This window comes from Hydromonas duriensis (assembly GCF_004363775.1).
Taxonomy (GTDB): domain Bacteria; phylum Pseudomonadota; class Gammaproteobacteria; order Burkholderiales; family Burkholderiaceae; genus Hydromonas; species Hydromonas duriensis.
The window spans coordinates 58389-84550 of the sequence record NZ_SNZE01000006.1; the positions used below are offsets into that span (position 1 = coordinate 58389).

General features: G+C 47.7%; 23 protein-coding genes, 3 tRNA genes and 1 pseudogene. 10 read left to right on the forward strand and 17 right to left on the reverse strand.

Annotated elements, in window-relative coordinates; genetic code table 11:
* Positions 1–18 precede the first annotated feature (18 nt).
* The 7 genes from ppsR to DFR44_RS04160 all read left to right on the forward strand — a co-directional run bounded on the left by ppsR (position 19) and on the right by DFR44_RS04160 (position 6822).
* Complete coding sequence (gene ppsR, locus DFR44_RS04130) at positions 19–837, forward strand: posphoenolpyruvate synthetase regulatory kinase/phosphorylase PpsR (RefSeq protein WP_133619445.1); 819 nt, start codon at positions 19–21, stop codon at positions 835–837.
* A 44-nt stretch (positions 838–881) separates the two neighbouring features.
* Entirely contained in the window at positions 882–2171 is a 1290-nt protein-coding gene (gene hemL / locus DFR44_RS04135; RefSeq protein WP_133619446.1) for a glutamate-1-semialdehyde 2,1-aminomutase, read from the forward strand.
* 19 nt (positions 2172–2190) lie between these two features.
* The gene (locus DFR44_RS04140; RefSeq protein WP_133619447.1) at positions 2191–2946 is read left to right on the forward strand and encodes an SDR family oxidoreductase; all 756 of its coding nucleotides are present in this window, start codon (positions 2191–2193) and stop codon (positions 2944–2946) included.
* Positions 2947–3051: 105 nt separating this feature from the next.
* On the forward strand, positions 3052–4236 hold the full coding sequence (locus tag DFR44_RS04145; RefSeq protein WP_133619448.1) for an aminotransferase class I/II-fold pyridoxal phosphate-dependent enzyme: 1185 nt from the start codon (positions 3052–3054) through the stop codon (positions 4234–4236).
* Positions 4233–4883, forward strand: coding sequence for a dethiobiotin synthase (bioD, locus tag DFR44_RS04150; protein ID WP_162845151.1), 651 nt, complete (start codon positions 4233–4235; stop codon positions 4881–4883). The genes DFR44_RS04145 and bioD overlap by 4 nt, the downstream gene beginning before the upstream one ends.
* Positions 4880–6187 carry an adenosylmethionine--8-amino-7-oxononanoate transaminase gene (locus DFR44_RS04155; protein ID WP_133619450.1) on the forward strand — a complete coding sequence of 436 codons (1308 nt, stop codon included), beginning with the start codon at positions 4880–4882 and terminating at the stop codon, positions 6185–6187. Before bioD ends, DFR44_RS04155 begins: the two co-directional genes overlap by 4 nt.
* A gap of 2 nt (positions 6188–6189) precedes the next feature.
* Positions 6190–6822, forward strand: a complete 633-nt coding sequence (locus DFR44_RS04160) for a hypothetical protein (protein WP_211336893.1) — start codon at positions 6190–6192, stop codon at positions 6820–6822.
* 46 nt (positions 6823–6868) lie between these two features.
* On the opposite strand, the gene DFR44_RS04165 is transcribed toward DFR44_RS04160, so the two are convergent.
* From DFR44_RS04165 to DFR44_RS04175, 3 genes are all read right to left on the reverse strand, one after another.
* Positions 6869–7480 (reverse strand): MarC family protein, encoded by a 612-nt coding sequence (locus tag DFR44_RS04165; protein ID WP_133619451.1) that lies wholly within the window; start codon positions 7478–7480, stop codon positions 6869–6871.
* A gap of 161 nt (positions 7481–7641) precedes the next feature.
* The gene (locus DFR44_RS04170) at positions 7642–8244 is read right to left on the reverse strand and encodes a lytic transglycosylase domain-containing protein (RefSeq protein WP_133619452.1); all 603 of its coding nucleotides are present in this window, start codon (positions 8242–8244) and stop codon (positions 7642–7644) included.
* Between the two features lies 1 nt (position 8245).
* Positions 8246–9991 (reverse strand): proline--tRNA ligase, encoded by a 1746-nt coding sequence (locus tag DFR44_RS04175; RefSeq protein WP_133619453.1) that lies wholly within the window; start codon positions 9989–9991, stop codon positions 8246–8248.
* A gap of 118 nt (positions 9992–10109) precedes the next feature.
* On the opposite strand from DFR44_RS04175, the gene DFR44_RS04180 reads away from it, so the two are divergent.
* Positions 10110–10640 carry an RNA pyrophosphohydrolase gene (locus DFR44_RS04180; RefSeq protein ID WP_133619454.1) on the forward strand — a complete coding sequence of 177 codons (531 nt, stop codon included), beginning with the start codon at positions 10110–10112 and terminating at the stop codon, positions 10638–10640.
* Between the two features lie 213 nt (positions 10641–10853).
* Positions 10854–11939, forward strand: a complete 1086-nt coding sequence (locus DFR44_RS04185; protein WP_133619455.1) for a type I restriction endonuclease — start codon at positions 10854–10856, stop codon at positions 11937–11939.
* A gap of 138 nt (positions 11940–12077) precedes the next feature.
* Here DFR44_RS04185 and DFR44_RS04190 read toward each other — a convergent pair.
* The 7 genes and pseudogenes from DFR44_RS04190 to DFR44_RS04220 form a co-directional block, all read right to left on the reverse strand.
* Positions 12078–12153 (reverse strand) — tRNA-His (locus tag DFR44_RS04190).
* Positions 12154–12172: 19 nt separating this feature from the next.
* Positions 12173–12249 (reverse strand) — tRNA-Arg (locus tag DFR44_RS04195).
* A 22-nt stretch (positions 12250–12271) separates the two neighbouring features.
* Positions 12272–12348: transfer RNA gene (locus DFR44_RS04200), tRNA-Pro, on the reverse strand.
* Positions 12349–12434: 86 nt separating this feature from the next.
* On the reverse strand, positions 12435–13505 hold the full coding sequence (locus DFR44_RS04205) for a DUF475 domain-containing protein (RefSeq protein WP_162845152.1): 1071 nt from the start codon (positions 13503–13505) through the stop codon (positions 12435–12437).
* A 140-nt stretch (positions 13506–13645) separates the two neighbouring features.
* Positions 13646–14527 (reverse strand): succinate--CoA ligase subunit alpha, encoded by an 882-nt coding sequence (gene sucD, locus DFR44_RS04210; RefSeq protein ID WP_133619457.1) that lies wholly within the window; start codon positions 14525–14527, stop codon positions 13646–13648.
* Between the two features lie 672 nt (positions 14528–15199).
* A pseudogene (sucC, locus tag DFR44_RS04215) lies at positions 15200–16363 on the reverse strand (ADP-forming succinate--CoA ligase subunit beta); the annotation flags it as partial.
* A gap of 220 nt (positions 16364–16583) precedes the next feature.
* On the reverse strand, positions 16584–17189 hold the full coding sequence (locus tag DFR44_RS04220; RefSeq protein ID WP_133619458.1) for a DUF2889 domain-containing protein: 606 nt from the start codon (positions 17187–17189) through the stop codon (positions 16584–16586).
* A 258-nt stretch (positions 17190–17447) separates the two neighbouring features.
* On the opposite strand from DFR44_RS04220, the gene DFR44_RS04225 reads away from it, so the two are divergent.
* On the forward strand, positions 17448–18953 hold the full coding sequence (locus DFR44_RS04225) for a DEAD/DEAH box helicase (RefSeq protein WP_133619459.1): 1506 nt from the start codon (positions 17448–17450) through the stop codon (positions 18951–18953).
* Positions 18954–19054: 101 nt separating this feature from the next.
* On the opposite strand, the gene DFR44_RS04230 is transcribed toward DFR44_RS04225, so the two are convergent.
* The 7 genes from DFR44_RS04230 to xerD form a co-directional block, all read right to left on the reverse strand.
* Positions 19055–19774 carry an ABC transporter ATP-binding protein gene (locus DFR44_RS04230; protein ID WP_246012043.1) on the reverse strand — a complete coding sequence of 240 codons (720 nt, stop codon included), beginning with the start codon at positions 19772–19774 and terminating at the stop codon, positions 19055–19057.
* A 1-nt stretch (position 19775) separates the two neighbouring features.
* Positions 19776–20552 carry an ABC transporter ATP-binding protein gene (locus DFR44_RS04235; RefSeq protein WP_425459560.1) on the reverse strand — a complete coding sequence of 259 codons (777 nt, stop codon included), beginning with the start codon at positions 20550–20552 and terminating at the stop codon, positions 19776–19778.
* A 10-nt stretch (positions 20553–20562) separates the two neighbouring features.
* Positions 20563–21699, reverse strand: coding sequence for an ABC transporter permease subunit (locus DFR44_RS04240; RefSeq protein WP_133619461.1), 1137 nt, complete (start codon positions 21697–21699; stop codon positions 20563–20565).
* Positions 21700–21709: 10 nt separating this feature from the next.
* Complete coding sequence (locus DFR44_RS04245; RefSeq protein WP_133619462.1) at positions 21710–22615, reverse strand: branched-chain amino acid ABC transporter permease; 906 nt, start codon at positions 22613–22615, stop codon at positions 21710–21712.
* Positions 22616–22830: 215 nt separating this feature from the next.
* Positions 22831–24024, reverse strand: coding sequence for a branched-chain amino acid ABC transporter substrate-binding protein (locus tag DFR44_RS04250; RefSeq protein ID WP_133619463.1), 1194 nt, complete (start codon positions 24022–24024; stop codon positions 22831–22833).
* A gap of 337 nt (positions 24025–24361) precedes the next feature.
* On the reverse strand, positions 24362–25009 hold the full coding sequence (locus DFR44_RS04255; RefSeq protein WP_425459559.1) for a VTT domain-containing protein: 648 nt from the start codon (positions 25007–25009) through the stop codon (positions 24362–24364).
* Between the two features lie 114 nt (positions 25010–25123).
* Positions 25124–26053 (reverse strand): site-specific tyrosine recombinase XerD, encoded by a 930-nt coding sequence (gene xerD / locus DFR44_RS04260; RefSeq protein ID WP_133619464.1) that lies wholly within the window; start codon positions 26051–26053, stop codon positions 25124–25126.
* Between the last annotated feature and the right edge of the window lie 109 nt (positions 26054–26162).

Here is a 26162-nt window from a genome sequence, read left to right on the forward strand (position 1 = left end):
TTTTCATTCAAAACAACCATGAGCACAACACTTCGCAACGTCATCATTGTCTCGGATGGCACGGGCATCACCGCCGAGAACTTCGCCCATTCATTATTGGCGCAGTTTGAAATCACCATTAAAGACCATCGCATTCCGTTCATCGACTCGGTCGAAAAGGCGCATCAAGCCGTGCAAAAAATCAAGGACATCGCGGCTCATTCCGTTGCGCGTCCAATGGTGTTCACAACTTTGGTCAATGAGGACATTAACCGTGTGGTGCACTCGTGCGAGCAGGCTTATTTCATTGATTTGTTCACCACTTTTGTTGCGCCTTTGGAGCAGGAGTTGGGCTTAAAATCGAACCACAGCATCAACCGTTTACACCACAACGCCGATTCAAATGCGTACCGCGACCGCATTGAAGCGATTAATTTTTCGCTGGCGCATGACGACGGTCAGACGTATAAAAGCCTTGATGAGGCGGATGTCATTTTGGTGGGCGTGTCTCGCAGCGGTAAAACACCAACCAGCTTATATTTAGCGATGCAATATGGCATTAAGGCGGCGAACTGTCCGTTGATTCCAGAGGATTTTGAGCGCGGCAGCCTACCAAGTAATTTATTACCGTATCGCCATAAGTTATTTGGCTTGTCGATTGAGCCGCAACGCTTGTCTGAAATTCGCAACGAGCGTCGCCCTGGCAGTAAGTACGCATCGATTGAAAATTGTCGTTATGAGGTCAATGAAATTGAAAAGATGATGAAGCGCAATGGCATTCCGTCTTCATCTTCGACCCATAAGTCGATTGAAGAAATCGCCACGACTATTTTGCAAGAAGTTAAAATTGAACGCTAACCTTGCCGCATCGATAACACTTTCCACATAGAACGATTGAGATTATGAACCAAAACCAAATCCTTTTTGACCGCGCCAGTAAAACGTCACCAGGTGGTGTCAATTCGCCTGTTCGCGCGTTTCGCTCTGTCGGCGGCACGCCCCGCTTCATCAAACGCGCACAAGACGCTTATTTTTGGGATGAAAACGATGTGCGTTACATTGATTACATTGGCTCATGGGGGCCAATTATTGTTGGGCATGCGCATCCTAACGTGGTTAAAGCCGTGCAAGAAGCAGCGGCAAAAGGCTTGGGCTTCGGCACGCCCACTCGCGCTGAAGTCGAGATGGCTGAATTGTTATGCGACATGTTGCCCAGCCTTGAACAGGTGCGCTTAGTCTCGAGCGGGACGGAAGCAACCATGAGCGCGATTCGTTTGGCGCGCGGCTTTACGGGACGTGATGTGTTGGTGAAGTTTGAGGGCTGCTATCATGGGCACTCCGATAGTTTATTGGTTAAGGCGGGTTCGGGCTTGTTGACATTGGGCAATCCAAGTTCGGCGGGCGTGCCTGTCGCCGTTTCCAAAGACACGTTGGTATTGCCTTATAACGATGTGGATGCGCTCAAAACTTTGTTTAAAGACAAAGGCGATACACTCGCGGCGGTGATTCTCGAACCGATTGCGGGGAATATGAATTTTGTGCGGGCGCGACCTGAGTTCATGCGCACTTTGCGTGAGTTATGCACCGAATATGGCACTGTGCTCATCATTGATGAAGTCATGACGGGCTTTCGCGTTGGGGAACAATGCGCTCAAGGCGTATATGGCGTACAAGCTGATTTAACCACATTGGGCAAAGTCATCGGCGGTGGCATGCCCGTTGCGGCATTCGGTGGCCGCGCTGACATCATGGCGCACATGGCTCCTCTGGGTGGCGTTTATCAAGCGGGCACCTTATCGGGCAACCCTGTCGCTGTCGCCGCAGGTTTAGCCACTCTGAATATCGTGCGTCAAGATGGCTTTTTTGACAACTTGCGTCAAAAAACCACCGCCCTACTCGCTGGCTTTAGCGCGGCAGCGCATGATGCGGGCGTTCCGTTTTCAACTGAAATGGAAGGCGGTATGTTTGGCTTGTTTTTCAGCAACCAAGCACCACAAAGCTATGCTGAAGTCATGGCTTCACGCGTAGACTTGTTCCCCGCCTTTTTCCACGCGATGTTGGATGAAGGCGTTTATTTAGCACCGAGCGCATTCGAGGCGGGCTTCATGTCTGCTGCGCACACGGATGAAGACATCGCATCAACTATCGCCGCGGCTCGTAAGGCATTTGCCGCCATTTCCCATTTGGTTTAAGATTTAAAAGGTTTAAGCCATGAATACGAACACTAAAGTCCTCCTCATTACAGGTGCATCAAAAGGCATCGGCGCGGCGACAGCACGCCGTGCGGCTCAAGATGGCTGGTCGGTTGCCGTGCATTATCACCAAGATGCTTTTTCAGCGGCTGAAGTGTGTTCAAGAATCATGATGAATGGCGGTCAGGCTCATCCTTTTTCTGCGGATTTGCGTGATGAATATGCAATTGACCAATTATTCAGAGACGTGCTGTCGCATTTTGGACAACTCAATGGCTTGGTGAATAACGTTGGCATCACTCCTGTTTTTGGGCGCGTTGACGACATGAATGCACAACGCTTGAATGAGGTGTTTTCAACCAATGTCACTGCGGCTTTTTTGTGCGCAGGTCAGGCGGTCAAAGCCATGAGCACGCGCTATGGTCACGCTGGCGGCGTCATTGTCAACATCAGTTCTCGTGCAGCGATACTCGGCTCGGGGCACCGATATGTCGATTATGCCGCCTCTAAAGCCGCATTAGACGCGCTCACCGTTGGTCTGGCAAAAGAAGTGGCTGAAGAGGGCATCCGTGTCAATGGCGTGCGCCCCGGCATCATTCGCACAAGCATTCATGACAAAAATGGCGGCGATGCCATGTTACAAATAGGGCAAGCCAGCATCCCCATGCAACGCATTGGCGAGCCTGAAGAGGTGGCTGAATCGGTGGTGTGGCTGCTATCAAATGCCTCGTCTTACATGACGGGTAGTTTTTTAGACGTGTCGGGCGGGCGTTGAACAGCAAATAAAATACGTTAAAATACAATCATATCACTACAACTTCGTTTATCTTTAAAAACAAACTCGCTTTAACCTTCGCACGTGCCTTGTTACAATGCGTGCATGAGTTCAACTTCACATTTTCACACACTGCACACACAGTGGGCCAAACGCCTTGAGCAACGCGATGCGACGCAACAGCGTCGTCGCTTGCGTGCGCCTTTGGCGATTGATTTTTGCTCAAACGATTATTTGGGTTGGGCGAGGCGCGAAGACAGTCTTTTAGCAATATCCCGCACTGCGCCGAACCTTAAAAACCTTGAGCTGAACCAGCAAGGGGCAACAGGTTCTCGCTTGCTTTCGGGACAAAGGCAAGCGATTAGCGACCTCGAAACGCGGATTGCGCAATTTCACCAAACGCCTGCGGCGTTGCTCTTCAATTCTGGTTTTGATGCCAACATCGGTACGCTCGCCGCTATTTCAAATCGCCATACGGTTTTTATCTATGATGAATTGGCGCACGCCAGCCTCATCGACGGCATGCGGCTGTCGATGAGTCGTCATCGATATAAATTTCGTCATAATGACGTGTCGCATTTGGCTCAACTGTTGAGGCAACATCAAGACAAACCGTTGTGCGTGGTGGTCGAAAGTATTTATTCAATGGATGGCGATGCCGCACCATTGCTGACGATTGCTGCGCTGACGAAGCAATTTAATGCGTGCTTAGTGGTGGATGAGGCGCACGCAACGGGCATTTTTGGCGTGAATCAGAATAGCGGTGAGGGCTTGGTGCAACGACTTGGGCTGGAACGTGCCGTGGATGTGCGCATTCACACTTTTGGCAAAGGTTTGGGCTGTCACGGTGCAGCCGTCGTTGGCTCACAGTTGCTCATTGACACACTGATTAACTTTGCACGGCCTCTGATATACAGCACCGCCTTACCGCCTACCAGTTACGCGGCGATTGCTCGGGCGTATGATGCGCTGGCTCATCCTAATTTTTCAAATGCAGAACTGCACGCGTTGATTGCATCATTCCGAGCGCGTATTGAAGCGATGAATTGGTCTGAACATGGTGTCCGTTGGTTGGATTCAAGCTCACCGATTCAAGGCTTAATCATCGGCGATGTGGCGCGCACCCTTGACATGGTCGACACCTTGCGCGCGCAACAACTGGATGTACGGCCGATTTTTTCGCCCACAGTGCCTGCAGGTAGCGAGCGTTTGCGCATTTGTTTACATGCGTTCAATACAACCAATGAATTGGATATATTGGTTCAAACCTTATGGCGTGCCGTTCAATGACATCACATACACCACTCGCCCTCGTTGGCATCCACACTGACATTGGCAAAACCATCACCGGGGCGGTGTTGACACAAGCCCTAGGTTGCGATTATTGGAAGCCCGTGCAAGCGGGTGGCTTGTCGCACACCGACAGCGATGTGCTGCGCGAATGTGTGTCCAATCCGCGCAGTCGGATTTACCCAGAAGCATTCCGATTAACAACAGCGGCCTCACCTCATGTGGCGGCGCGTTTGGACAACATCAACATTCACATCGCGGATGTACAGCCCCCCTCAAGCGACTGTTTATTGATTGAAACGGCGGGCGGGGTCATGTCACCCATGACCAGCACTGAGACCGTGGCGGACGTCGTTGCGCATAACAGCTGGGCTTGTATGTTGGTGGTGCAGCATTACTTAGGCAGCATCAGCCATACCTTGAGCGCGGTCACCGCTCTGCGTAGTCGAGGCATTACGCCCCTCGGTCTCATCATCAATGGCGAGCGTCAGCCCGATAGCGAACAATTTATCTGCGACTATACGGAGTTACCCATTCTGGCGCACATCCCCCATTTTGAACAACTCACGCCTCACTTCATTGCCCAAGCGGCACAGCAATTGCGCCTGCAATTACCCGCAGCTTTTTCTCCTTGGATGCGCCCATGACGCCAACACCCAACATCAGCCAACGTGATACAGCACACATTTGGCATCCGTACACCCCGATGAAATTACGCCCGAATGCGCTGGCCATCGTCCGTGGCGAAGGGGCGTTGTTATTTGATGAACAAGGTCAATCGTACATCGACGCGGTGTCGTCATGGTGGGTGAACTTGCATGGACATGCGCACCCCGCCATTGCCGAATCCATTTATAAGCAAGCCAGCACGTTGGCGCACTGCATGTTTGCAGGTTTGACACACGAGCCCGCCGTTGAACTGGCGGAGCGATTGCTTGAGGTTCTGCCACGCAATATGTGCAAAGTGTTTTATTCAGACAATGGCTCTTGCGCAACAGAAATTGCCATCAAAATGGCATTGCAAGCGTTTCACAATCAACAACAAACACGCCGCACCATTGTCGCCCTAGAGGGCAGTTATCACGGCGATACCTTTGGCGCGATGGCGACCAGCGCGCGCGGGCTGTTCACCAAACCATTTAATGACAAGTTATTTGAAGTCGTCTTTATTCCTGTACCGACGCGTGACAACGCGCAAAAGAGCTTGGACGCATTGACCCAAATTTTGGCTCAACAAGAAGTGGCCGCGCTCATTGTCGAACCTTTGGTTCAGGGCGCGGCGGGGATGCAGATGCACGATGCGCAGGCTTTGAATGCTTTATTTAAGGCGGCGCATGCGCATGGCGCGTATGTGATTGCAGATGAGGTCATGACGGGGTTTGGACGCACGGGCACGTTATTTGCCTGCGACCAACTGAGCGAAAGCCCTGATTTCATTTGCCTGTCCAAAGGCTTAACGGGCGGCACTTTGCCGCTCGCTATCACGACGTGTACACAATCGGTCTTTGATGCATTTTACAGTGACGATTTAACCCACGCCTTTTATCACGGGCACTCCTACACCGCCAACCCGATTGCATGCGCGGCCGCTTTGACCAGCCTTGACTTGCTGCTCACGCCTGAATGTGAGCAGCAACGTGCGAGTCTTGCCCGCGCCCACGCCCATTTCGCTCAACGGATTGATTCGCATCCTCGTGTAGAGAATGTCCGTCAATGCGGCACGATTTTGGCACTCACCATTCGCACAGTCGCAGGCAACACATATTTATCCAGCGAGCGCGACCGCATTTATCACTATTTTTTATCGCGCGGTATTTTATTGCGCCCGATTGGGAGTGTGCTGTATCTGATACCTCCGTACTGCATCACCGAGAATCAATTGAAGCACGTTTATGAGTGCATCCTTGACTTTTTACACCACGACAGCACAGCTGATTTAGCGATTGTATAACCATGAATTCGACTTTTGACACCCATTGTCCACAACTCGCCGCGATGTTGCCAAGCATCATCCGAGACGACACCACTCACGCGCATTGGCTCAATAGCCTGTCTATGATGGAATCGGTTGGGGCACGAAAAATTGCCGCCTATGTGCATCCGCTCCAAGTCGATTTAGCGACCCTGCAACACGCCGCAGAGGAAGCTCGGCACGCGTATTTTCTTAAGCGACAAATTTTAAAGCTCAATGTCGATTGCCCCGATTACAGTCCTGCTCATCTCATGGCCCCTCGCGCCAGCTTTCAGTATTTACATAAGCTCGATGTGGCATGCGCCCGTCATTTAAGCAAGAGCGGATTGGTGGGACGCGAGCTTAAACAGGGTTGTTACTTGCTCGTCACGTATCTGATTGAAGTACGCGCCATGATGTTGTATCACACCTACCAAAATGCCTTGACGGCAGCGGGCAGTCGCGTCCATGTGCACTCAATCATCAAGGAGGAGGAAGGGCATTTGGACAGCATGATGTCACAATTGGAGGCTTTTAATTCCAATTGGCGCACAATCAGCACAGAACCAGAACTGATTGAACAGAAGCTGTATGGACAATGGCTCACTCAAGTCACAAAATGCATTCAGCCATGAATAAAGCCGCTCTCTTATGGAGCGGCTTTATGTGTACGACTCTTTTTTATCGCGCAATCGGCAAGGTCTGATAATAATCAAAAATCCCTGTCAACAACATCTGTACCGCGACGGCCACCAAAATCATCCCCATCAAACGCTCCATGGCCACAGTAAAACTGTGTCCTAATTTACGTTGAATCCAATCCGCGTAATACAGCAGCACACCCGTGCCAAACATCACCACCGCGAGCGCCCCCACCCATTCAATCATACGCTCAGGTGCTTCGGACGACAGCAGCATCACCGTCGCCATTGAGGATGGCCCTGCCATGCCTGGAATCGACAATGGCACGATGAACGGCTCGTGGTCTTGTGGCGTGATGCCCATGATGCCGTCTTCTGTCGGAAAAATCATGCGCACCGCAATCAAAAACAAAACAATTGCACCGCCAATTTGCATCGACCATTGGGTCAGGTGCATGCCTCGCAAAAAGCTCTTACCAGCCAACATAAAGACCAACAAAATAAAAAACGAAATGATGGACTCGCGGACGATGATTACCTTTCGACGCGGAATTGGAATGTCTTTCAAAACGCCACTAAATAAGGGGATATTGCCCAGCGGGTCAATCACCAAAAACAACAGCACAGCCGCTGAAACAAAGTTGTAATCCATTTACGACATCCTTTCAAAAAATAGAGTTCAAACCATACAATCAATAAACCCATACAACCACAGCGCATATCGCCACAGCTAGGTGGCTCGATAATGCCCTTGTTGCGCCTTGCTTACGCTTAGTTTGGCAATCAAGCATGGCGTTTATTAATGTTATGGTGTTATTTATACTTGTGTGAGGCACGCAACACGCTGTAGGCGTAAGTTGTTTGCCCAAGGCTGCCGTTGTATCGTGCCAAAGCACGCACCACATCGCCATTTTCTCGGTCAAGGTAGTGTCGCAAGATGACACTACCGTAACGAATATTGACTCGCGCATGATATAAGCGCGTTACATGACCATCACCGATGCTGTGCGCCCAAAACGGCATGACCTGCATCAGTCCAATGGCTCCCGCATGGCTGTGGGCGGTCGGTTTAAAACGACTTTCAACTTCCATCACACCCAGCACCAATGCAGGCTCTAAGCCCGCACGGTGTGCCTCATAATCAACTGCATTGAGTAAAGTCTCGCGTTCGAGGGCGGCGGGAATGTATCGTTGTAAACGCTGGCCCATCACATCACGCCAGCGATAAAACCGCGATTCATCCTCGCGCGAGGCAAACGGGCGTAAATTCGGCAAACCCGCCTGCACCGCTTGGCGCAACAATACCCGTACAGAATCAGACAATTTCTCTTCGGCTTGCGAACCCGCGTATGCGGGTTGATTCATCGCCAAGCACAAACCGCATACGAGCAATAACACCCGTACCCGAGCGCGCATATTACGATGCTTTTAATTGTGCCAACACATGCGCGGCGACATCCTCTGGTAACAGCTTGGTCGCGGCTTCATCTCGACGCCCACGGTACTCGACCATGCCATCTTCTTTCAAACCACGGTCACCGATCGTGACTCGATGGGGCACACCAATTAATTCCCAGTCCGCAAACATCGAGCCAGGGCGTTCACCACGGTCATCCAATATCACATCGACCCCTTCTTTCAACAAGTCGTTATACAAATTATTCGTTTCGTAACGCACTTGTTCATTTTTATCCGCACCCACAGGGCAAATCACCACTTCAAAAGGCGCGATGGCTGCTGGCCACAAAATCCCTTTTGCATCAAAATTTTGCTCAATCGCCGCCCCTAAAATCCGAGTCACGCCGATGCCATAGCAGCCCATCACGAAAGGCTGTGGCTTACCATTCTCATCCAAGAAAGTCGCTTTCATGGCTTCTGAGTATTTCGTACCCAACTGAAACACATGCCCAACTTCAATGCCACGACAAATATCCACCGTACCATTGCCATCGGGTGCGGGGTCGCCTGCAACCACATTGCGCACGTCCGCAACGAGGTCAGGCTCAGGTAAGTCGCGCCCCCAGTTCACGCCCGTGAAGTGGTAATCCACTTCATTCGCGCCGCACACAAAGTCGCTCATATTGGCCACGGTTTTATCTGCCACCACCAGCACTTTTTGTGCGGGATGAACAGGGCCAATAAAACCAGGCTTTGTATTAAACGCCTGCATAATGTCATCTTCTGTCGCCATGCGCGTTGTGCTCAAGCCTGGCAATTTAGACAACTTCACTTCGTTCAGTTGATGATCCGCACGCAGCAGCACCAATACAATTTGCGTGACCGCTTCGCCATTCTCATTGACTTGCTCAGCCGCCAAAACCACCGATTTCAAATGCTTGACCAGTGGAATATTCAAAAACTCCGCCACCAATTCACACTTACCCATATTCGGTGTGTGCTGCTTTTCCAAAGTCTGCTGGGGTTCGGCGCGTTCAGAAACAAGTGCAACCGCCTCGGCCGCTTCAATATTTGCAGCGTAATCAGAATTGAGGTTGTACACAATGTCATCTTCACCCGTCTCTGCAATCACATGAAACTCATGCGAACCCGTGCCACCAATTGAACCATTGTCAGCAGCCACCGCTCGAAAATTCAAACCCAGTCGGTTGAAAATCGTCATGTACGCATTGAACATTTTGTCGTACGACACTTTCATGCCCGCTTCATCTTTATCAAATGAATAGGCATCTTTCATAATAAACTCACGGCCTCGCATCACACCAAAACGCGGGCGAATTTCATCACGAAACTTCGCCTGCACTTGGTAAAAATTCACGGGAAGCTGCTTATAACTTTTAAAATCGCGGCGCACCAAGTCCGTAATCACTTCCTCATGCGTTGGCCCGACCACAAAATCACGCGCGTGACGGTCTTTAAAGCGCAACAATTCAGGGCCATATTGTTCCCAACGCCCCGACTCTTGCCACAATTCCGCAGGCTGCACCGCAGGCATCAACAACTCAATCGCCCCCGCCTTATTCATTTCTTCACGCACAATCTGCTCAACCTTGCGCACGCTGCGCAAACCCATCGGCATATACGTGTAAATACCGCTACCGATGCGCTTAATCAAACCCGCTCGCATCATAAGTTGATGACTGATAATCTCCGCCTCAGCAGGGGCTTCTTTAAGGGTGCTTATAAAAAACTGACTGGCTTTCATGAAACTTCACTTGTAAAAGGTTAAAAAAATTAAAAAAGACGACCGTTATAAAAAGCTCGGTCACGCTTTTAGCGCTGCGCTATAATTACGCCATTGTAAATCATTTACCGAGGAAAAAATGCTCGACAAAGAAGGTTATCGCCCCAATGTCGGCATCATTTTGGTCAATTCACGCAATCAGGTTTTTTGGGGTAAGCGCATCCGTGAGCACTCGTGGCAATTTCCACAAGGAGGCATTGCCCACGGAGAAAACCCCGAACAAGCCATGCTGCGTGAACTATACGAGGAAACAGGCTTACTACCCGAGCACGTTAAAATCATCGGACGCACCCGCAACTGGTTGCGCTACGATGTGCCAACCCGATGGGTCAAACGTGATTTTCGCAACCACTACAAGGGTCAAAAACAGATTTGGTTCTTATTGCGCTTGGTTGGCCGCGATCATCATGTTAATTTACGTGCCAGCACTCATCCAGAATTTGATGCTTGGCGCTGGAATGATTATTGGATACCTCTGGAGGATGTCATTGACTTTAAGCGCGACGTATATCAACAAGCGCTGGAAGAGCTGTCTCGATTGCTTTTTACCAATCGCAATGTGTGCAACTCGCGTCAACCCCAGAAACTGCTAATCACTCCAGAAAATTGAGCTGTTTATCAATCGATTCAGCTTGTTTGATGCTTAACGAAAAACCCAGAAACATTCGATGTTTACTGGGTTTTTTACTAACGTCACCAATTAGCATTTAAATTAAAAAACAAATAATCACAAAAACATCGGCATTTATCAAAAGTTAAAAACGATGCAACCCTAATTCTAATAATGTATTATTTAAATTTTAAATTATTTAGCGGGGATTAAATGGATTTGATTGATAAGCTGAAAGAAATATCAAGCCGTGTTGAAAAACAAAAAGCATTCATCCAGACTGAAGAGGCTTCAAAAACCGCTTTTGTTTTGCCATTTTTGCAATCATTGGGCTATGAGATATTCAACCCAACGGAAGTAATTCCTGAGTTTACTGCTGATACAGCCAATAAAAATGGGGAAAAGGTCGATTATGCAATTGCACTGGATGAAAAAATAATAATTTTGATTGAGTGCAAACAAGTAGGCGCAATTTTACAAGAAAAACATGCGGGACAGCTTTACCGATACTTCTCAGTTTTACCTGAAACGAAGTTTGCAATTTTAACCGATGGAATAAAGTATTTGTTTTATAGCGACTTGGAAAAAGAGCATGTTATGGACGAAGCTCCTTTTTTTGAATTTGACCTAACAAACTTTAATGAGTCGCAAGTGGACGAGCTGAAGAAGTTCAGCAAATCAGCTTTTAACTTGGATGAAATTATTAGCAATGCTAGCAACCTAAAATATTTAAGAGCTTTGAAAGCAGAAATAAGCAAAGAGTTCGAGCAGCCATCTGAAGAGTTGGTTCGTTTATTAACAAAACGAGTGTACTCAGGGACTTTCACTGAAAAGGTGAGAGACCAGTTTTCAAGATTAGTTAAGCTAACCCTAAAAAACCACATCAAAGAAAGTATTAATAGTCGCCTTGAAACCGCTTATCAGCTCGATTCAGACAGAAGCAGCGGCATAGATTTGGAAAAGCAAAGTGCGAACTTAGATTTAGAGGAAAACAACAACGAAATTGTGACCACAGAAGATGAATTAGAAGCATATCGAATAATAAAATCAATAGCCTCAGAAGCCACTCAAGCTAGTCGAGTTTATCTACGTGATTCAAAAAGCTACTGTGCCATTATCCTTGATGATAACAATAGGAAAACAATTTGTAGGCTTCACTTTGGTAAAACAAAACGAAGTATAACGGTATTTACACCCGACAAAGAGGAGCGATTTGAACTGGACACATTAGATGCAATTTATTCACATAAAGATATGTTGCTAAGTTCAATTAAACAATATGATGAGAAAATTAGTTAGGTAGTTTACTAAAACGCGACTGTATCAAAAAAGGACGGCATTTTGAAGCCGTCCTTTTTAATTTTAAAGGTACAAATAGGACACAAAATCACAAGCGCATAAAAAAACGACTTACATTTCTGTAAGTCGCTTATTTATTGGGGTGGCTGATGGGGCTCGAACCCACGACAACAGGAATCACAATCCTGGACTCTACCAACTGAGCTACAACCACCGTAGAAGGTTGCCATCACTGGCCTGCCCGACAGGAATCGAACCTGTGACCCACAGCTTAGAAGGCTGTTGCTCTATCCAACTGAGCTACGGGCAGATTACTGTAAGGCAAAAACTTATGGTCGGAGTACAAGGATTCGAACCTTGGACCCCCTGGTCCCAAACCAGGTGCGCTACCGGGCTGCGCTACACTCCGACAAGAACGAAATTATAACCAACTTCATTTGATTTGGCAAGACTTTATAAAATGTTTTTCTAAGTTTTTTTAAGCGTCTGTCACTCTTATTGAGCCTTGTCAGCCATTGCCTGATTGGCTTTTAAATGGTTACGCGCACGCACGGATGATACCAAAGACCACCCAATTAAAACCAAGCCGATTAAGCCAGTGACGCTTTCTGGAATTTCATGCAGGGCGCTGCCAAACATGAGTAACGCCAATGCCAAAATAGCCCAGTGCGCTCCGTGTTCCAAGTAAACATACTCACTCAAGGTGTCGCGTTTAACGAAAAATATGGTCATTGAACGAACCCATTGCGCGCCAACACCCAAGCCGAGCATGATAATGAAAATGTCTTTGCTAATCGCGAATGCGCCAATCACGCCGTCGAAGCTGAATGACGCATCACGGACTTCTAAGAACATGAATGTTGAAATGGATGCAGCCAGACCTTTTTTCACCATATCGCCTGCATCTTGACTGTCTTCACTGCCGAGCACATCACCAATCCCGCCAATAAAAATATAAACGGTTACACCGAGCACGCCCGCCAATAGACCCGCATAACGTTTTTCTACGGGTAAGTTGAACACCACAATGAGGGTTAATAGTAAAGCGACGCCTGCAGCAATCATTGACAAGCGACCCATTTGACTTAAACGTCGCTCAAAACCGCCCAGCCAATGAATGTCGCGCTCATGGTCAAACAACCATGTGAGGGCAACCATCATCAAAAAACCACCGCCAAACAACATCACTTCAGTGTGATGCGCATGTAAATGTTCGCTGTATACATCGGGTTGATTAACCGCCAATTGATAGACTTCGGCAAAGGCCAAGCCTGTGGTCAGTGAGACGATAAGCAAGGGCAATAATAGACGCATGCCCACAACGCCAATCAAAAAGCCAATGGTTAAAAATGCGGTGCGAAAAGCAGCGCTTTGTTTTTTGAGCACCATCGCATTGACAACTGCATTGTCAAACGAGATGGATATTTCGAATAAACACAGAATTAGGGTTGCTGTAAAACCTGCTACTCCACCTATTTTATAAGCAAAAGCCAAGGCCACAAAACTAATCAGCCATGCCCCCCAGAACTCGGTGAGCATGACCTTAATTGCATTTTTAATTTTCATTTTAATTGTCCCAACATAAATGATTGCGCACATAAAGCATTCGCATTATGCCTTAAATTCTATTCATTTTAAGTATGTGTACACCAAAAAACAAAAGCGAAAGGTCGCCCTTTCGCTTTTGCCAATCAGAAGCGATTTGATTATAGAGCGGCTTTGAGCAAGCGACCCATTTCAGATGGATTTTTCGTGACGGTGATACCACAAGCCGCCATGATTTCCAATTTCTCTTGCGCAGTACCTTTACCACCAGAAATAATCGCACCTGCATGTCCCATGCGTTTACCTGGAGGCGCGGTTACACCTGCAATAAACCCGACCACAGGTTTTTTCATGTTGTCGCGAATCCAGTAAGCGGCTTCTTCTTCATCGCCACCACCAATTTCGCCAATCATAATGACCGCATCGGTATCGGGATCGTCATTGAACATGCGCATCACGTCGATATGTTTCAGTCCATTCACAGGGTCACCGCCAATACCAACTGCGGTCGATTGACCCAAACCGAGTTCGGTCAATTGTGCAACGGCCTCGTATGTCAACGTGCCTGAACGGCTTAATACGCCGATACGGCCTTTGCGATGAATGTGTCCTGGCATAATGCCGATTTTCAATTCGTCAGGCGTAATCACACCAGGGCAGTTGGGGCCGAGTAACAATGTTTTGCGATTTTCACGGCGCATGCGGTCGCGAACTTCCATCATGTCGCGAACAGGAATGCCTTCTGTGATGCAAATGGCCAAATCCAAATCCGCTTCAACGGCTTCCCAAATGGCCGCAGCAGCACCTGCTGGCGGAACATAAATGACAGAAACAGTTGCACCTGTTTGTGCGGCGGCTTCTTTGACCGTGCCATAAATAGGCACACCTTCAAAATCCTCGCCTGCTTTTTTAGGGTTGACGCCTGCAACGAAGCAATTTTTGCCGTTTGCATATTCACGACACATGCGCGTGTGGAATTGACCCGTTTTACCCGTAATGCCTTGAGTAATGACCTTGGTGTCTTTATTGATTAAAATGCTCATGGTTTATCCTTTTACAAGTCAAAATTATTTGGCGGCACATTGTTTCAAAACAAACAATGCAACAATTAACAATAACGGTACCCACCAAAAACGTTTGAGCAAGCCAGCTAAACCGCCTGAAGATTGATTTTTGTCGTCCTTGCCTGACAGGCCAACCATTGCAGCCGCACCCGCGCCGACCGCACCAACCGTTGCAGCAGCGGTTTCTGCTACGCTGCCAACCACTTGACCGACCGTACCCACGGCTTCACCAACGCCACTTAAAACGACTTCGGCACCATCCACCACTTTATCGTAAGCTTCTGTTGCAACGTGTGCCGCGCCACTGGCGACCGCGCCCGCTGTTTCAGCGGCAGTTTCAGCCACACCGCCAACCACTTCGCCTACGGTATCCACTAAATCACCTGCCACACCTGCTGTTAAGCCCAGCATGCTTGATGATTTGTCTACAATGGCTTCTGCACCACTCACTACGGCATCAAAGGCGCCGTGTGCAACGGTCTCTAAACCATCAGCGGCTTTATCCACGCCTTCTAAAGCCGCATGTGCAACCGCACTTGTACCATTTGATAATGCGCTGACTGCACCCACGGCAACAGTACCCACGCCAACGGCCACCGAACCAAAGCCAGCGGCTTGATCGGCTAGGCTAGAGCCTTTTCCCGAAGGGTCTTTGCCCTCAGCAGCAGCCACCACGCGCTCGGCTGCTTGCGCCATTGTGTCGGCAGAGATGATGGGCAAACCTGAATCCGCCAGCATTTTCTTACCCAAGTCTTCGTTCGTACCTTTCATGCGCACAACCAAAGGCACCTGCAATTTCACTTGTTTAGCTGCGGCAATCACACCTTCTGCAATCACGTCACATTTCATGATGCCACCAAAAATATTCACCAAAATGGCTTTTAAGTTGGGGTTTTTCAACATGATTTTGAACGCTTCTGTGACCTTCTCCGTCGTCGCGCCACCGCCTACGTCGAGGAAGTTCGCGGGTTCGCCACCGTACAATTTGATGGTATCCATAGTGGCCATCGCCAAACCTGCACCATTGACCAAGCAACCAATGTTGCCATCCAATGAAATGTAAGCGAGGTCAAACTTAGAAGCTTCAATTTCAGCGGGGTCTTCTTCGTCCAAATCGCGCATTTCAACGATTTCAGGGTGACGGTACAAAGAATTTGAATCGAAATTCATTTTCGCATCAAGTGCGACCACACGGCCGTCACCTGTGGTAATCAGCGGGTTGATTTCTGCCAAATCGGCATCGGTTTCAACAAATGCTTTGTACAAACCTTGCAAAGCCACGCGCGCGCCGCCAACTGATGCTTCGGGCATGCCCATTTTGCGTGCCAAGTCATCGGCTTCAGTGTCTGTTAAACCCGTGGTTGGATTGACATAAACTTTATGGATGAGTTCAGGTGTGTGCTCGGCCACTTCTTCAATGTCCATGCCGCCTTCTGAAGAGGCCATTACGCACACTTTTTGAGTGCCACGGTCAACGACCATGCCGAGATAATATTCTTTTTTGATGTCCGCGCCTTCTTCGATGAGCAAGCGACGTACTTTTTGACCTTCAGGACCCGTTTGGTGCGTGACCAATTGCATGCCCAAAATTTGCGTTGCGTAGTCTTTCAATTCGTCCATCGACTTCGCCACTTTAACGCCGCCGCCTTTACCGCGACCACCTGCGTGGATTTGTGCTTTAACCACCCAAACCGAGCCGCCTAAAGCTTTAGCCGCTTCGATGGCTTCATCAACTGAAAACGCGGGAATCGCGCGGGGCACAGGAACGCCGTATTTTTTTAGGATTTCCTTACCTTGGTACTCATGAATTTTCATGGAACATCACCTTTGAGAGAAGTTAAAACAGGTGTCGCACGCAACCGTTTATGCGCCCGACGACTTATTTGCATTAAACCTACACATTTTACAACAACTGGGAGTAAAGGCATAACTGTTTTAAGTATTTTTACGCGCTGCAACAATTTTCAACACTTATTGACATGAGAAAGACGGTTAAATCTGGATAAAACAGTCGATTTATCCGATGAATAAACGACTATCCTTTACTTTTGTACCATTTGGGGTAATACAATCGAGCGACCTCGCCGTCCGAGCTTAAGGCGTGACATTTATCCAATGGAAATGGTTTTTTGTTAGATGTTGCGTCATCTTTGTCCTGCATTCGTGCGCGCCGCGCCAATTCATAACCAATCCCTTGCACAACAACGGTCGGCATGGTATTGGCCAATTCTGTTAAATGTGTGCAGCCCGCTGTGTCGGCAAACAGCGCTTTCATGGCTCGACGAAAACCTTGCAGTACATTCAAACCAATCATTTTTTGATAGTCAGGATTGATGGTTTTGCACTGCACCAAATAAGGGGCAGCCAAGGTTTTACTTTCCACCGCAACAATGGTTACAGTTTGGTCTAAAGTCACGCGTATCACCATATCATGTAATGGCGTGCCTACGGGGCGCAGCTCACCACCTAGGGTAATCTCTTGCATTTTGTGGTCTTGCATTTGCGCATCGACATCCCACAACCCGTCTTCACGTTCAAACACTTCAAAGTTGAATGTTCGACGGTGCATGATGGTACGTGCGACGGCAGGTTCGCTCAACCCTTTGATACGCGGCTCTAAAATACGATGGTCTTGCGCCATGATGACATCCTTGTTGTGATTTGTTGTGCAGACCAACCACCGACCTGCGAAGTTGTTGATTTTAAAGCAAACGTGCACAATTGTCTTAAATGACGCTTTATCGGCTTTTTGGCGTTTTTAATTCGATGAGCCTGTTCTATACAACACAATGTGAGGCAAATGTGCTTTTGTCGAACCTCGACGATAGATGACCGTTGGCATCAAATTTAAATGCGGTACAATAACGCTTTTAATACAATGATTTAATTGGATTTTTCAATGACGCAAAGTGCAGCACCCGCAGCCCCTCATTTTTCAAATTTCAACTTAGATGCTCGCATTTTGCGCGCCATCGAAGAGTCGGGTTACACCACCCCAACCCCCATCCAAGCGCAAGCCATCCCCGTGGTATTAAACGGTCAGGATGTCATGGGTTCGGCTCAAACGGGCACGGGAAAAACAGCCAGCTTCGTGTTACCGATTTTACAAAACATCTTACCACTTGCTTCTTCCAGTACTTCTCCTGCGCGACACCCTGTGCGTGCTTTGGTGCTGTGCCCAACCCGAGAGTTGGCGGTACAAGTGGCTGATAACGCACAAAAATATGCCAAACACACCCCCATTCGCAGTGCGGTCGTTTTTGGCGGTATGGACATTAAAAGCCAAACACCTGCTTTACGTGCGGGCGTTGAACTGTTGATTGCCACACCTGGTCGCTTACTCGACCACCTTGAGTCTGGCAATGTATCGTTAGGACAGGTCGGTTACCTTGTTCTTGATGAGGCTGATCGTATGTTAGACATGGGCTTTTTGCCTGACTTGCAACGCATCTTAAATGTATTGCCCAAACAGCGCCAAACCTTATTATTTTCAGCTACTTTTTCACCTGAAATTCGTAAGCTGGCGCAGTCGTATCAAACCAACCCCGTGACCATCGAAACGGCACAACGCAACGCGGCATCACAAAACATTACTCAAACGGTGTACAGCGTTGCGGATAAAACACAAAAACGCGCCGCGCTGGTGAAGCTAATTCATGAGCAAAAGGTTGAGCAGGCCATGATTTTTGTGAACACGAAAATCGAGGCTCGCGAGCTATCGCGTTTTCTTCAACGTGCGAAAATCAATGCTCAAAGCATTCATGGCGACCAAAGCCAAGCGGAGCGTTTGGCCACCTTGGAAGGTTTTAAAAAGAATGAAGTGCCGATTCTCGTTGCAACAGACGTGGCGGCTCGCGGTTTAGACATTTCTCAAATGCCTTGCGTCATTAATTTTGATTTACCTTACAACGCAGAGGACTATGTGCACCGTATCGGACGCACGGGGCGCGCGGGCGCTCAAGGGCGGGCACTGTCGATTGTGACACCATTGGATGAGCGCTTGTTAGCGGCCATTTGCAAATTAACCAAACAAGAATTCACCGCCATCCCTCTTGAAGCCACCCCATCCAACACCCGTGAAGACCGACCTCGCCGCGATGACTCTCGCACATCACCGCATCCGCGTGCTGGAGCAGATGCACCGCGTGTGCGCAATACCGAGCGCAGCGCACCACACCGTCGCAGCGCCGTTGAGGAGCAAGAATTAGAATATTTGCGCCGCAAAACGCGCTTATCAAACGACCCTTTTTTCACTCAACCGTATCAACCCGCCACCACCGCACCCAGCTCTGACAAAGACACTCAACCTGCGAACGCGTCCGCTTTAGTGCGCCCAAATAAATTGGGGCAAAACACTGCGCCAGTGGCTGCTTTATTTAAACTGGGCAAACCGAAAAAACGCTGATCACTGCATCGCTTAATACAACTCAACATAGCAATAGATAACAAAACGCCACTTCTTTTTGAAGTGGCGTTTTGGTTTATCAATCAACGAAAGAGATTGTATTACTCACCCAAATAAGCGGATTGAACCTGCGGGTCGTCCAACATGTCTGCGGCTTTGCCATTCATGATGATATTGCCTGAACCCATCACGTAGCCACGGTCGGCTGCTTTCAAGGCCAATTTCGCATTTTGTTCAACCAGAATAATGGTCGTACCTTCCGATGACACTTGTTTAATGACATTAAAAATCACTTCTGTCATCACAGGCGACAACCCCATGGTCGGCTCATCCATAATGAGCAGTTTGGGTTGACTCATAAGCGCACGCGCCATGGCCAACATTTGCTGCTCACCACCAGACATTGTGCCTGCCAACTGACTGGCACGCTCTTTTAAGCGAGGGAAGATGGCAAACATTTTTTCGATGTCTGCTTCAATACCCGCTTTGTCTTCGCGGATGTAAGCACCCATTTGCAGGTTTTCAACAATCGTCATGCGGGCAAATACGCCTCGACCTTCAGGCACCATCACCAAGCCTTGAGCCAATAAATCCCAGCTGGGTGTCCCTTTGATGGACTTGCCACGATAGTAAATTTCGCCTGCTTTGGCGGGTATCATGCCCGTGATGGCTTTTAGCGTTGTGGTTTTACCCGCTCCGTTTGAGCCAATCAAAGTCACCAACTCACCTTCGTACACGTCCATATCAACGTTTTTGACAGCTTGAATACCGCCATACGCAACCTGTAGACCTTTAATACTTAGCATCGGTTGTTGTGCCATTTTAGTGTCCTCCACCTAAGTAAGCCTCAATCACGTCTTTATTTTTACGGACGTCTTCGGGTTTGCCTTGTGCCAAAATTTCACCATGATCGAGCACGGTCATTTCATCGCACAACTCCATAATTAACTTCACGTCGTGTTCAATGATAAGAATCGTCACACCATCTGCACTGATTTTACGAAGCAACTTCGTCAAATCGAGCTTTTCGGTAGAGTTCATACCTGCTGCGGGTTCGTCTAATGCCAACAACTTCGGGTCAGTCGCCAATGCGCGTGCAATTTCTAAACGACGCTGCAAACCATAAGCCAAGTTGCGAGCCGCGTAGTCGTGATATTCACCAATGCCGACATAATCGAGCAAAGCTTGCGCGCGTTCACGAATTTGCTTTTCTTCTTCACGTACCGCTTTAGTCCCAAAAATCGAGCCAAGCACGCCGCCTTTGGTACGAACGTGACGACCCACCATGACATTTTCTAAAGCGGTCATGTGACCGAACAGACGAATATTTTGGAAGGTGCGCGCAATACCCGCTTTTGCCACTTCATGCACCGCCGTGGGCTGATAGTGCACACCGTTGAGGATGAACTCGCCAGAGTCTGGCTCATACAAACCTGTAATCACATTAAAAAATGTGGTTTTACCTGCACCGTTAGGGCCAATCAGACCATATACAGTGTTCTTTTTAACTTCTAAACCGACTTCGGACAAGGCTTTTAAGCCGCCGAAACTTTTGTTCACGCCCTTAACTGAGAGGACGATATGTTCATTTGCCTTCATCATTCTCTCCTTAAGCCGCTTTGGTTGATTTATCAGCTTGAATGTCTTTTTTATCTTCACGCGTCGGCGTCGGCCATAAGCCTTTTGGACGATAGAGCATAATCAAAATCATTGCCAAACCGAGTAACATTTGACGCAAAATCGCGGTGTCAATCAAGACCTTACCAAATGCTGCTTTTTGAATCGGCTCAACGGTGAAGCGCAAGAATTCAGGCAAAAAGTACATAATAACTGCACCCAAAATCACGCCAGGGATATGACCCATGCCGCCTAAAACAACCATAGCAAGAATAACAATTGACTCAAGATAAGTGAATGATTCTGGTGAGATAAAGCCTTGGAATGATGCAAACATACCACCTGCGATGCCACCAAAAGTCGCGCCTAATGAGAAGGCCAACAACTTGATGTTACGTACATTGATACCCATTGCTTTGGCGGCGATATCGTCTTCACGCAAAGCCATCCAAGCGCGTCCTAGGCGAGATTTTTGTAAACGATAACAAACAAATACCGTTGCCGCAGCTAAAACCAAAAACAAGTAGTAGTACAAAAACTCTTTGGTTAATTGTAAACCGCCAATATCTAAGGTTCTATCGAGCGGATAGCCAAAAATCGTAACAGGGTCAATCCGATTGATACCGCGAGGGCCATTGGTCAAATTAAACTCATTTTTGCCCAAGTTATTCATGAAAATACGGATGATTTCACCAAAACCCAAGGTGACAAGCGCCAAGTAGTCGCCGCGCAATTTCAAAATCGGCGTGCCGAGCATAATCCCAGCCAATGCCGCCAGCCCTGCCCCCAGTGGAATAATCACCCACAGCGGAACATGCAGGCCGTTTGGAAAGTGCTCATGAGCCCAAGCAAAGTTATCAGACAAATGCGACGACGACAACAATGCCACCATGTACGCACCGACCGCATAAAATGCGATGTAACCCAAATCAAGCAAACCCGCGAAACCCACCACAATATTCAAGCCCATTGCCAACATGATGTATAACAACGCCATGTCGACAATACGTACCCACGTTGTACCGCCAACCGTTTTTGCGATAAAAGGCATCGCCATTAATAACGCCAAGGCAATCAAGAACCCAATCATGGACTCTTTTGGATTCATTTTTTGCAATAATTTATTCATGATGTCCTCCTTATGCGCGATCTGCAGTACGTTGACCCATGAGACCAGACGGACGGAAAATTAAGACCACAACCAAGACGACAAATGCAAATACGTCTTGATACTCGCTACTGATGTAACCCGCGCCCAAGGCTTCAGCCAAGCCCAAGACCAAGCCGCCGACCACAGCACCTGGAATATTGCCAATGCCACCGAGTACCGCCGCAATAAACGCTTTCATCCCTGGCATAAAGCCCATGTAAAAGTGTGCTTTACCAACATTGAGGGCATACATAATACCCGCAACAGCTGCTAACGCTGCACCAATCATGAACGTCGCTGAAATCACTTTATTTGGATTCACGCCCATCAAGCCCGTCACACCCACATTTTCAGACGTGGCACGCATGGCTCGACCCAGTTTGGTTTTATTGACCAAGGTCAACAAGCCCGCCATCATGATGACGGACAATACGACAATCACGATTTCACGCATGGTCACGCCAACATCGTTGAACAACACGATGCGTTGAGAGGGCAACAATTCAGGCATCGGACGATGCTCTAAGCCCCACACCAACATCGCAATGGCCTGCAACAAGAAAGACATACCAATGGCGGTAATCAACGGTGCCAATTTAGGCGCGTTGCGTAAAGGCCGATAGGCAATTTTTTCCATCAAGAAACTGACCACCATACACACCAACATCGCCACGAGCATGGTAATAATCAGTACAACGGCAATCGGCAAACCTGCTTTTATCAATAAGGTTGATACCGTAACAGCGACCATAGCACCAATCATCATCACTTCACCATGGGCAAAGTTAATGATGCCTAAAATACCATAGACCATGGTATAACCCAAGGCCACCATCGCATAAATACTACCGACGATGATGCCGTTTATTAACGTTTGCACGAGCGTATCAAACATCTCCGCACTCCTTCGTTTATTTGTCTCTAAATCTTTGACTGCTTAAGCACCATTCATTTATGAGAGAGCATAAGTTTCTGAGTTTTAAAACACAAAATTTATTATTTTTTGTCAACCATTCAGTAATTTGTTTCACATTCTGGTCTGTGTGAGTCAAACTATCATTAATTATCATTAAAAAACCCTGACTTCGCAGTCAGGGTTTTGTCACTGCATTACTGAATAATTTGCGCAACTGTCAGCTTTTTACCTTTGATTTCATTGATGGTGATGGCACCACCTTTGATGTCACCTGTTGGTTCGAATTCGATTTTACCGATTAAACCTTCAATTGACACTTTAGGCATTGCTGCAGCAATCGCTTCGCGATCGACAGAGTTGGCTTTTTTCATTGCATCAACAATTGCGTACACCGCATCGTAAGCAAATGGAGAGTAGATTTGAACTTTTTGGCCAGAAAATGCTTTTTCGTAGTTGGCTACAAAGTCTTTACCTTTTGCCATTTTTTCCAAAGGCATACCTGCAACTGAGCACACAACGCCTTCAGATGCTTCACCAGCCAACTCAACCATTTTCTCTGTACATGCGCCGTCAGCAGAAGCCAACTTAGCAGTCAGGCCGAGTTCTTTCATTTGCTTAACCAATGGTGCTGCTGTCGCATCCATGCCACCCCAGAAAATGTAATCTGGATTCATGGCTTTAATTTTAGTCAAGATGGCTTTGAAATCGGTTGTTTTATCAGTTGCAGCTTCACGTGCAACCACTTCAACTTTACCTTCTTTCAATGTTTTGTCTACTTGGTCAGCTAAACCTTTACCGTATTGCGTAGCATCATCCAAAACCACCACTTTTTTCGCGCCGTGTTCCATCAAGTATTTCGCTACAGAAGGACCTTGTTTAGCATCCGTCGCAACCACACGATAAGCACTCACAGAGCCTTTTGGTGTTTTAGTGCTTTTCAATGTGTAGTCAGGATTGGTAGAAGAAGGAGAGACTTGAACCATGCCCGCTGCTGCGTATACAGCACTTGCAGGAATTGATACGCCTGAGTTCAAATGGCCAACTACTGCAACTGCACCAGCGTCCACCAATTTTTGTGCTACAACGGGGCCTTGTTTTGGATCGCCTGCGTCGTCTTCACCGACCAATTCCAATTTCACTTTTTTACCGCCGATGACCAAATCACCTTTAGCGTTAATTTCATTCACGGCCAATTGTGCACCGTTTTCGTTGTCTTTACCTAAGTGAGCAATTTCACCTGATTTTGGCGCACCGCTACCGATTTTCACCACAATGGTGTCACCAGAAGCAGCTGGTTGAGCGGCATCCGCTTTCTTTTCTTCAGGTTTGCAAGCGGTCAAAGCTACTGCTGCCATTAAAGGTACTAGTTTAAATAATTTTGTTTGCATCGTCTTTTCTCCATGTGAAACTACTTAAGTCATCTGGGTTGCAATATATCAAGCATGCCCTCTAAGAACTACGTACATATTTAAAACACCACTAGGCGCTGCGCATTGTAACGCTGGTTGTTAAATGGCGCAAGAAAAAACCGTTACGCTCATTCGACCAATACACCGCAAGCCCTGACCGCGATTATTATGCAGTGCAGCAGGAATGGCAAGCATAAAATATAGTTTTTTATCCTTTTCTGTCCCTTGTATTTGCTCGGCAACTTTATACAGAAAAAAAATGGTGCAGCGCAACGTTTATTTGATTTTATTTAAAGATAGAACATCACGGGATTTTTTACATTTTTTTCTTGCGTTGCAACAAGCGCCACATAAACCCCAAAGCCGCAGGAATTAAAGCTGCTAAAAAACCAATAATCGCAATGGTCGACAGGTGATCACGAATAATCGGGACACTACCGAACCAGTAACCACCCCACACAAAAATAGTGACCCACAATACCGCACCAATGATATTGAACTGTTGAAAGCGCACTCGATTCATTTCCGAAACGCCCGCAACGAATGGCGCAAAAGTGCGGACGATGGGTAAAAATCGGGCCAAAATAATCGCTTTGCCGCCGTGCCGCTCGTAAAATTCATGGGTTTTAATCAGCGCATCACGGCTTATCCAGCGGCTGTCGGTTTCAAAGGCTTTTTTACCAATAAAGCGTCCAATCGAATAATTCACCGTGTTGCCCAAAACTGCCGCCACAATCAACAGAACCGTCAAAAGCCACGGATTCATTAAGCCATCGGCTGAAAAAGCGCCTGCAATAAACAACAACGAGTCACCAGGTAAGAATGGCAATACCACAAAGCCTGTTTCACCGAAAACCACGACAAATAAAATCGCGTAAATATACAAGCCGTATTGTTGAATCAACACTTGAAGCTGGCTGTCAATGTGCATCATAAAACTGAAAATTTGAGTAAAGGTTTCCAAAGGCTGTTCCTATTTAAAATCTATCCAATCGTCAAACAGTATGACGAAAAGTCGCATAATAACACAGTCTTTTAAGATGCAAAAATAAGGGAGAAAGCCACTCAAAACAACGAATTAACCACGTGGGTGATGTTCAGTATGGATTTTTTTTAGGCGTTCGCGCGCAACATGTGTGTAAATTTGTGTGGTGCTGATATCCACATGCCCGAGTAACAATTGAACCACGCGCAAGTCGGCGCCATGATTAAGCAAATGGGTGGCGAACGCATGGCGCAGGGTATGCGGAGAAATCAACACCAGCGGAATCCCTACTTGCGACGCATAACGTTTAATCACATGCCAAAACATCTGCCGCGTCATGGCTGAACCTCGGGCCGTGACAAATACTTCATCGCAGGTTTTGCCTTTAAGTAAAGCCGCTCGTGCTTGTTTTAAGTATATATTGAGCCGCTCGTTGGCTTCTTGACCAAACGGCACTAAGCGGGTTTTATCGCCTTTGCCCGTAATTCGCAACACACCATCATTTAAGCTGACATCGAGCATGCGCATGCCGATTAACTCTGATACGCGTAATCCACTGGCATACATCAACTCAATCATTGCTCGGTTACGCAATCCCAGCAAACTTTCATCGGGCGCATTGAGCAGGGATTCAATTTGTGATTCGGATAAGCTTTTGGGCAAGCGCGCCGCTGGCTTGCCACGCAAAATGTTCAAGCACGGATCATGCGCAATTAAATTTGACTGCTGCGCCCATGCGTAAAATCGTCGGAAGCTGGCGATTTTACGGTTAGATGAACTGCTTTTTTTAACCAACCCAGCCCGAAAAGACGCCGCCAAATGTGCCTCAATATCAGCCTGTTGAGCCTTAAGCAAGACCACGCCTTTGGCATGCAAATCTACGGCGAGCAGTTGCAAATCACGCCCATACGCAGCCAAGGTGTTATTCGAGAGTCCATCTGCCAACCACAAACCACTGGTGAATTGATCTATCAATGCTTGGTCAGGGTGCGACGAGAGGGGTTTTTTCTTCAAAGTAGTCATTTTTTATTTAGGATATTAAACTGCTCTGTCGGTCAATGTTTGGTACAGCGGTCATCACACAATCGTGGCGGGCGGACATTGATGAGGTCATTGATATTCTGCAGCACTC

Excerpts from the sequence above, each read along its gene's own strand:
- ppsR (WP_133619445.1), top strand. The coding sequence starts at position 19 with ATGAGCACAACACTTCGCAACGTCATCATTGTCTCGGATGGCACGGGC.
- hemL (WP_133619446.1), top strand. The coding sequence starts at position 882 with ATGAACCAAAACCAAATCCTTTTTGACCGCGCCAGTAAAACGTCACCA.
- DFR44_RS04140 (WP_133619447.1), top strand. The coding sequence starts at position 2,191 with ATGAATACGAACACTAAAGTCCTCCTCATTACAGGTGCATCAAAAGGC.
- DFR44_RS04145 (WP_133619448.1), top strand. The coding sequence starts at position 3,052 with ATGAGTTCAACTTCACATTTTCACACACTGCACACACAGTGGGCCAAA.
- bioD (WP_162845151.1), top strand. The coding sequence starts at position 4,233 with ATGACATCACATACACCACTCGCCCTCGTTGGCATCCACACTGACATT.
- DFR44_RS04155 (WP_133619450.1), top strand. The coding sequence starts at position 4,880 with ATGACGCCAACACCCAACATCAGCCAACGTGATACAGCACACATTTGG.
- DFR44_RS04160 (WP_211336893.1), top strand. The coding sequence starts at position 6,190 with ATGAATTCGACTTTTGACACCCATTGTCCACAACTCGCCGCGATGTTG.
- DFR44_RS04165 (WP_133619451.1), bottom strand. The coding sequence starts at position 7,480 with ATGGATTACAACTTTGTTTCAGCGGCTGTGCTGTTGTTTTTGGTGATT.
- DFR44_RS04170 (WP_133619452.1), bottom strand. The coding sequence starts at position 8,244 with ATGCGCGCTCGGGTACGGGTGTTATTGCTCGTATGCGGTTTGTGCTTG.
- DFR44_RS04175 (WP_133619453.1), bottom strand. The coding sequence starts at position 9,991 with ATGAAAGCCAGTCAGTTTTTTATAAGCACCCTTAAAGAAGCCCCTGCT.
- DFR44_RS04180 (WP_133619454.1), top strand. The coding sequence starts at position 10,110 with ATGCTCGACAAAGAAGGTTATCGCCCCAATGTCGGCATCATTTTGGTC.
- DFR44_RS04185 (WP_133619455.1), top strand. The coding sequence starts at position 10,854 with ATGGATTTGATTGATAAGCTGAAAGAAATATCAAGCCGTGTTGAAAAA.
- DFR44_RS04205 (WP_162845152.1), bottom strand. The coding sequence starts at position 13,505 with ATGAAAATTAAAAATGCAATTAAGGTCATGCTCACCGAGTTCTGGGGG.
- sucD (WP_133619457.1), bottom strand. The coding sequence starts at position 14,527 with ATGAGCATTTTAATCAATAAAGACACCAAGGTCATTACTCAAGGCATT.
- DFR44_RS04220 (WP_133619458.1), bottom strand. The coding sequence starts at position 17,189 with ATGGCGCAAGACCATCGTATTTTAGAGCCGCGTATCAAAGGGTTGAGC.
- DFR44_RS04225 (WP_133619459.1), top strand. The coding sequence starts at position 17,448 with ATGACGCAAAGTGCAGCACCCGCAGCCCCTCATTTTTCAAATTTCAAC.
- DFR44_RS04230 (WP_246012043.1), bottom strand. The coding sequence starts at position 19,774 with ATGGCACAACAACCGATGCTAAGTATTAAAGGTCTACAGGTTGCGTAT.
- DFR44_RS04235 (WP_425459560.1), bottom strand. The coding sequence starts at position 20,552 with ATGAAGGCAAATGAACATATCGTCCTCTCAGTTAAGGGCGTGAACAAA.
- DFR44_RS04240 (WP_133619461.1), bottom strand. The coding sequence starts at position 21,699 with ATGAATAAATTATTGCAAAAAATGAATCCAAAAGAGTCCATGATTGGG.
- DFR44_RS04245 (WP_133619462.1), bottom strand. The coding sequence starts at position 22,615 with ATGTTTGATACGCTCGTGCAAACGTTAATAAACGGCATCATCGTCGGT.
- DFR44_RS04250 (WP_133619463.1), bottom strand. The coding sequence starts at position 24,024 with ATGCAAACAAAATTATTTAAACTAGTACCTTTAATGGCAGCAGTAGCT.
- xerD (WP_133619464.1), bottom strand. The coding sequence starts at position 26,053 with ATGACTACTTTGAAGAAAAAACCCCTCTCGTCGCACCCTGACCAAGCA.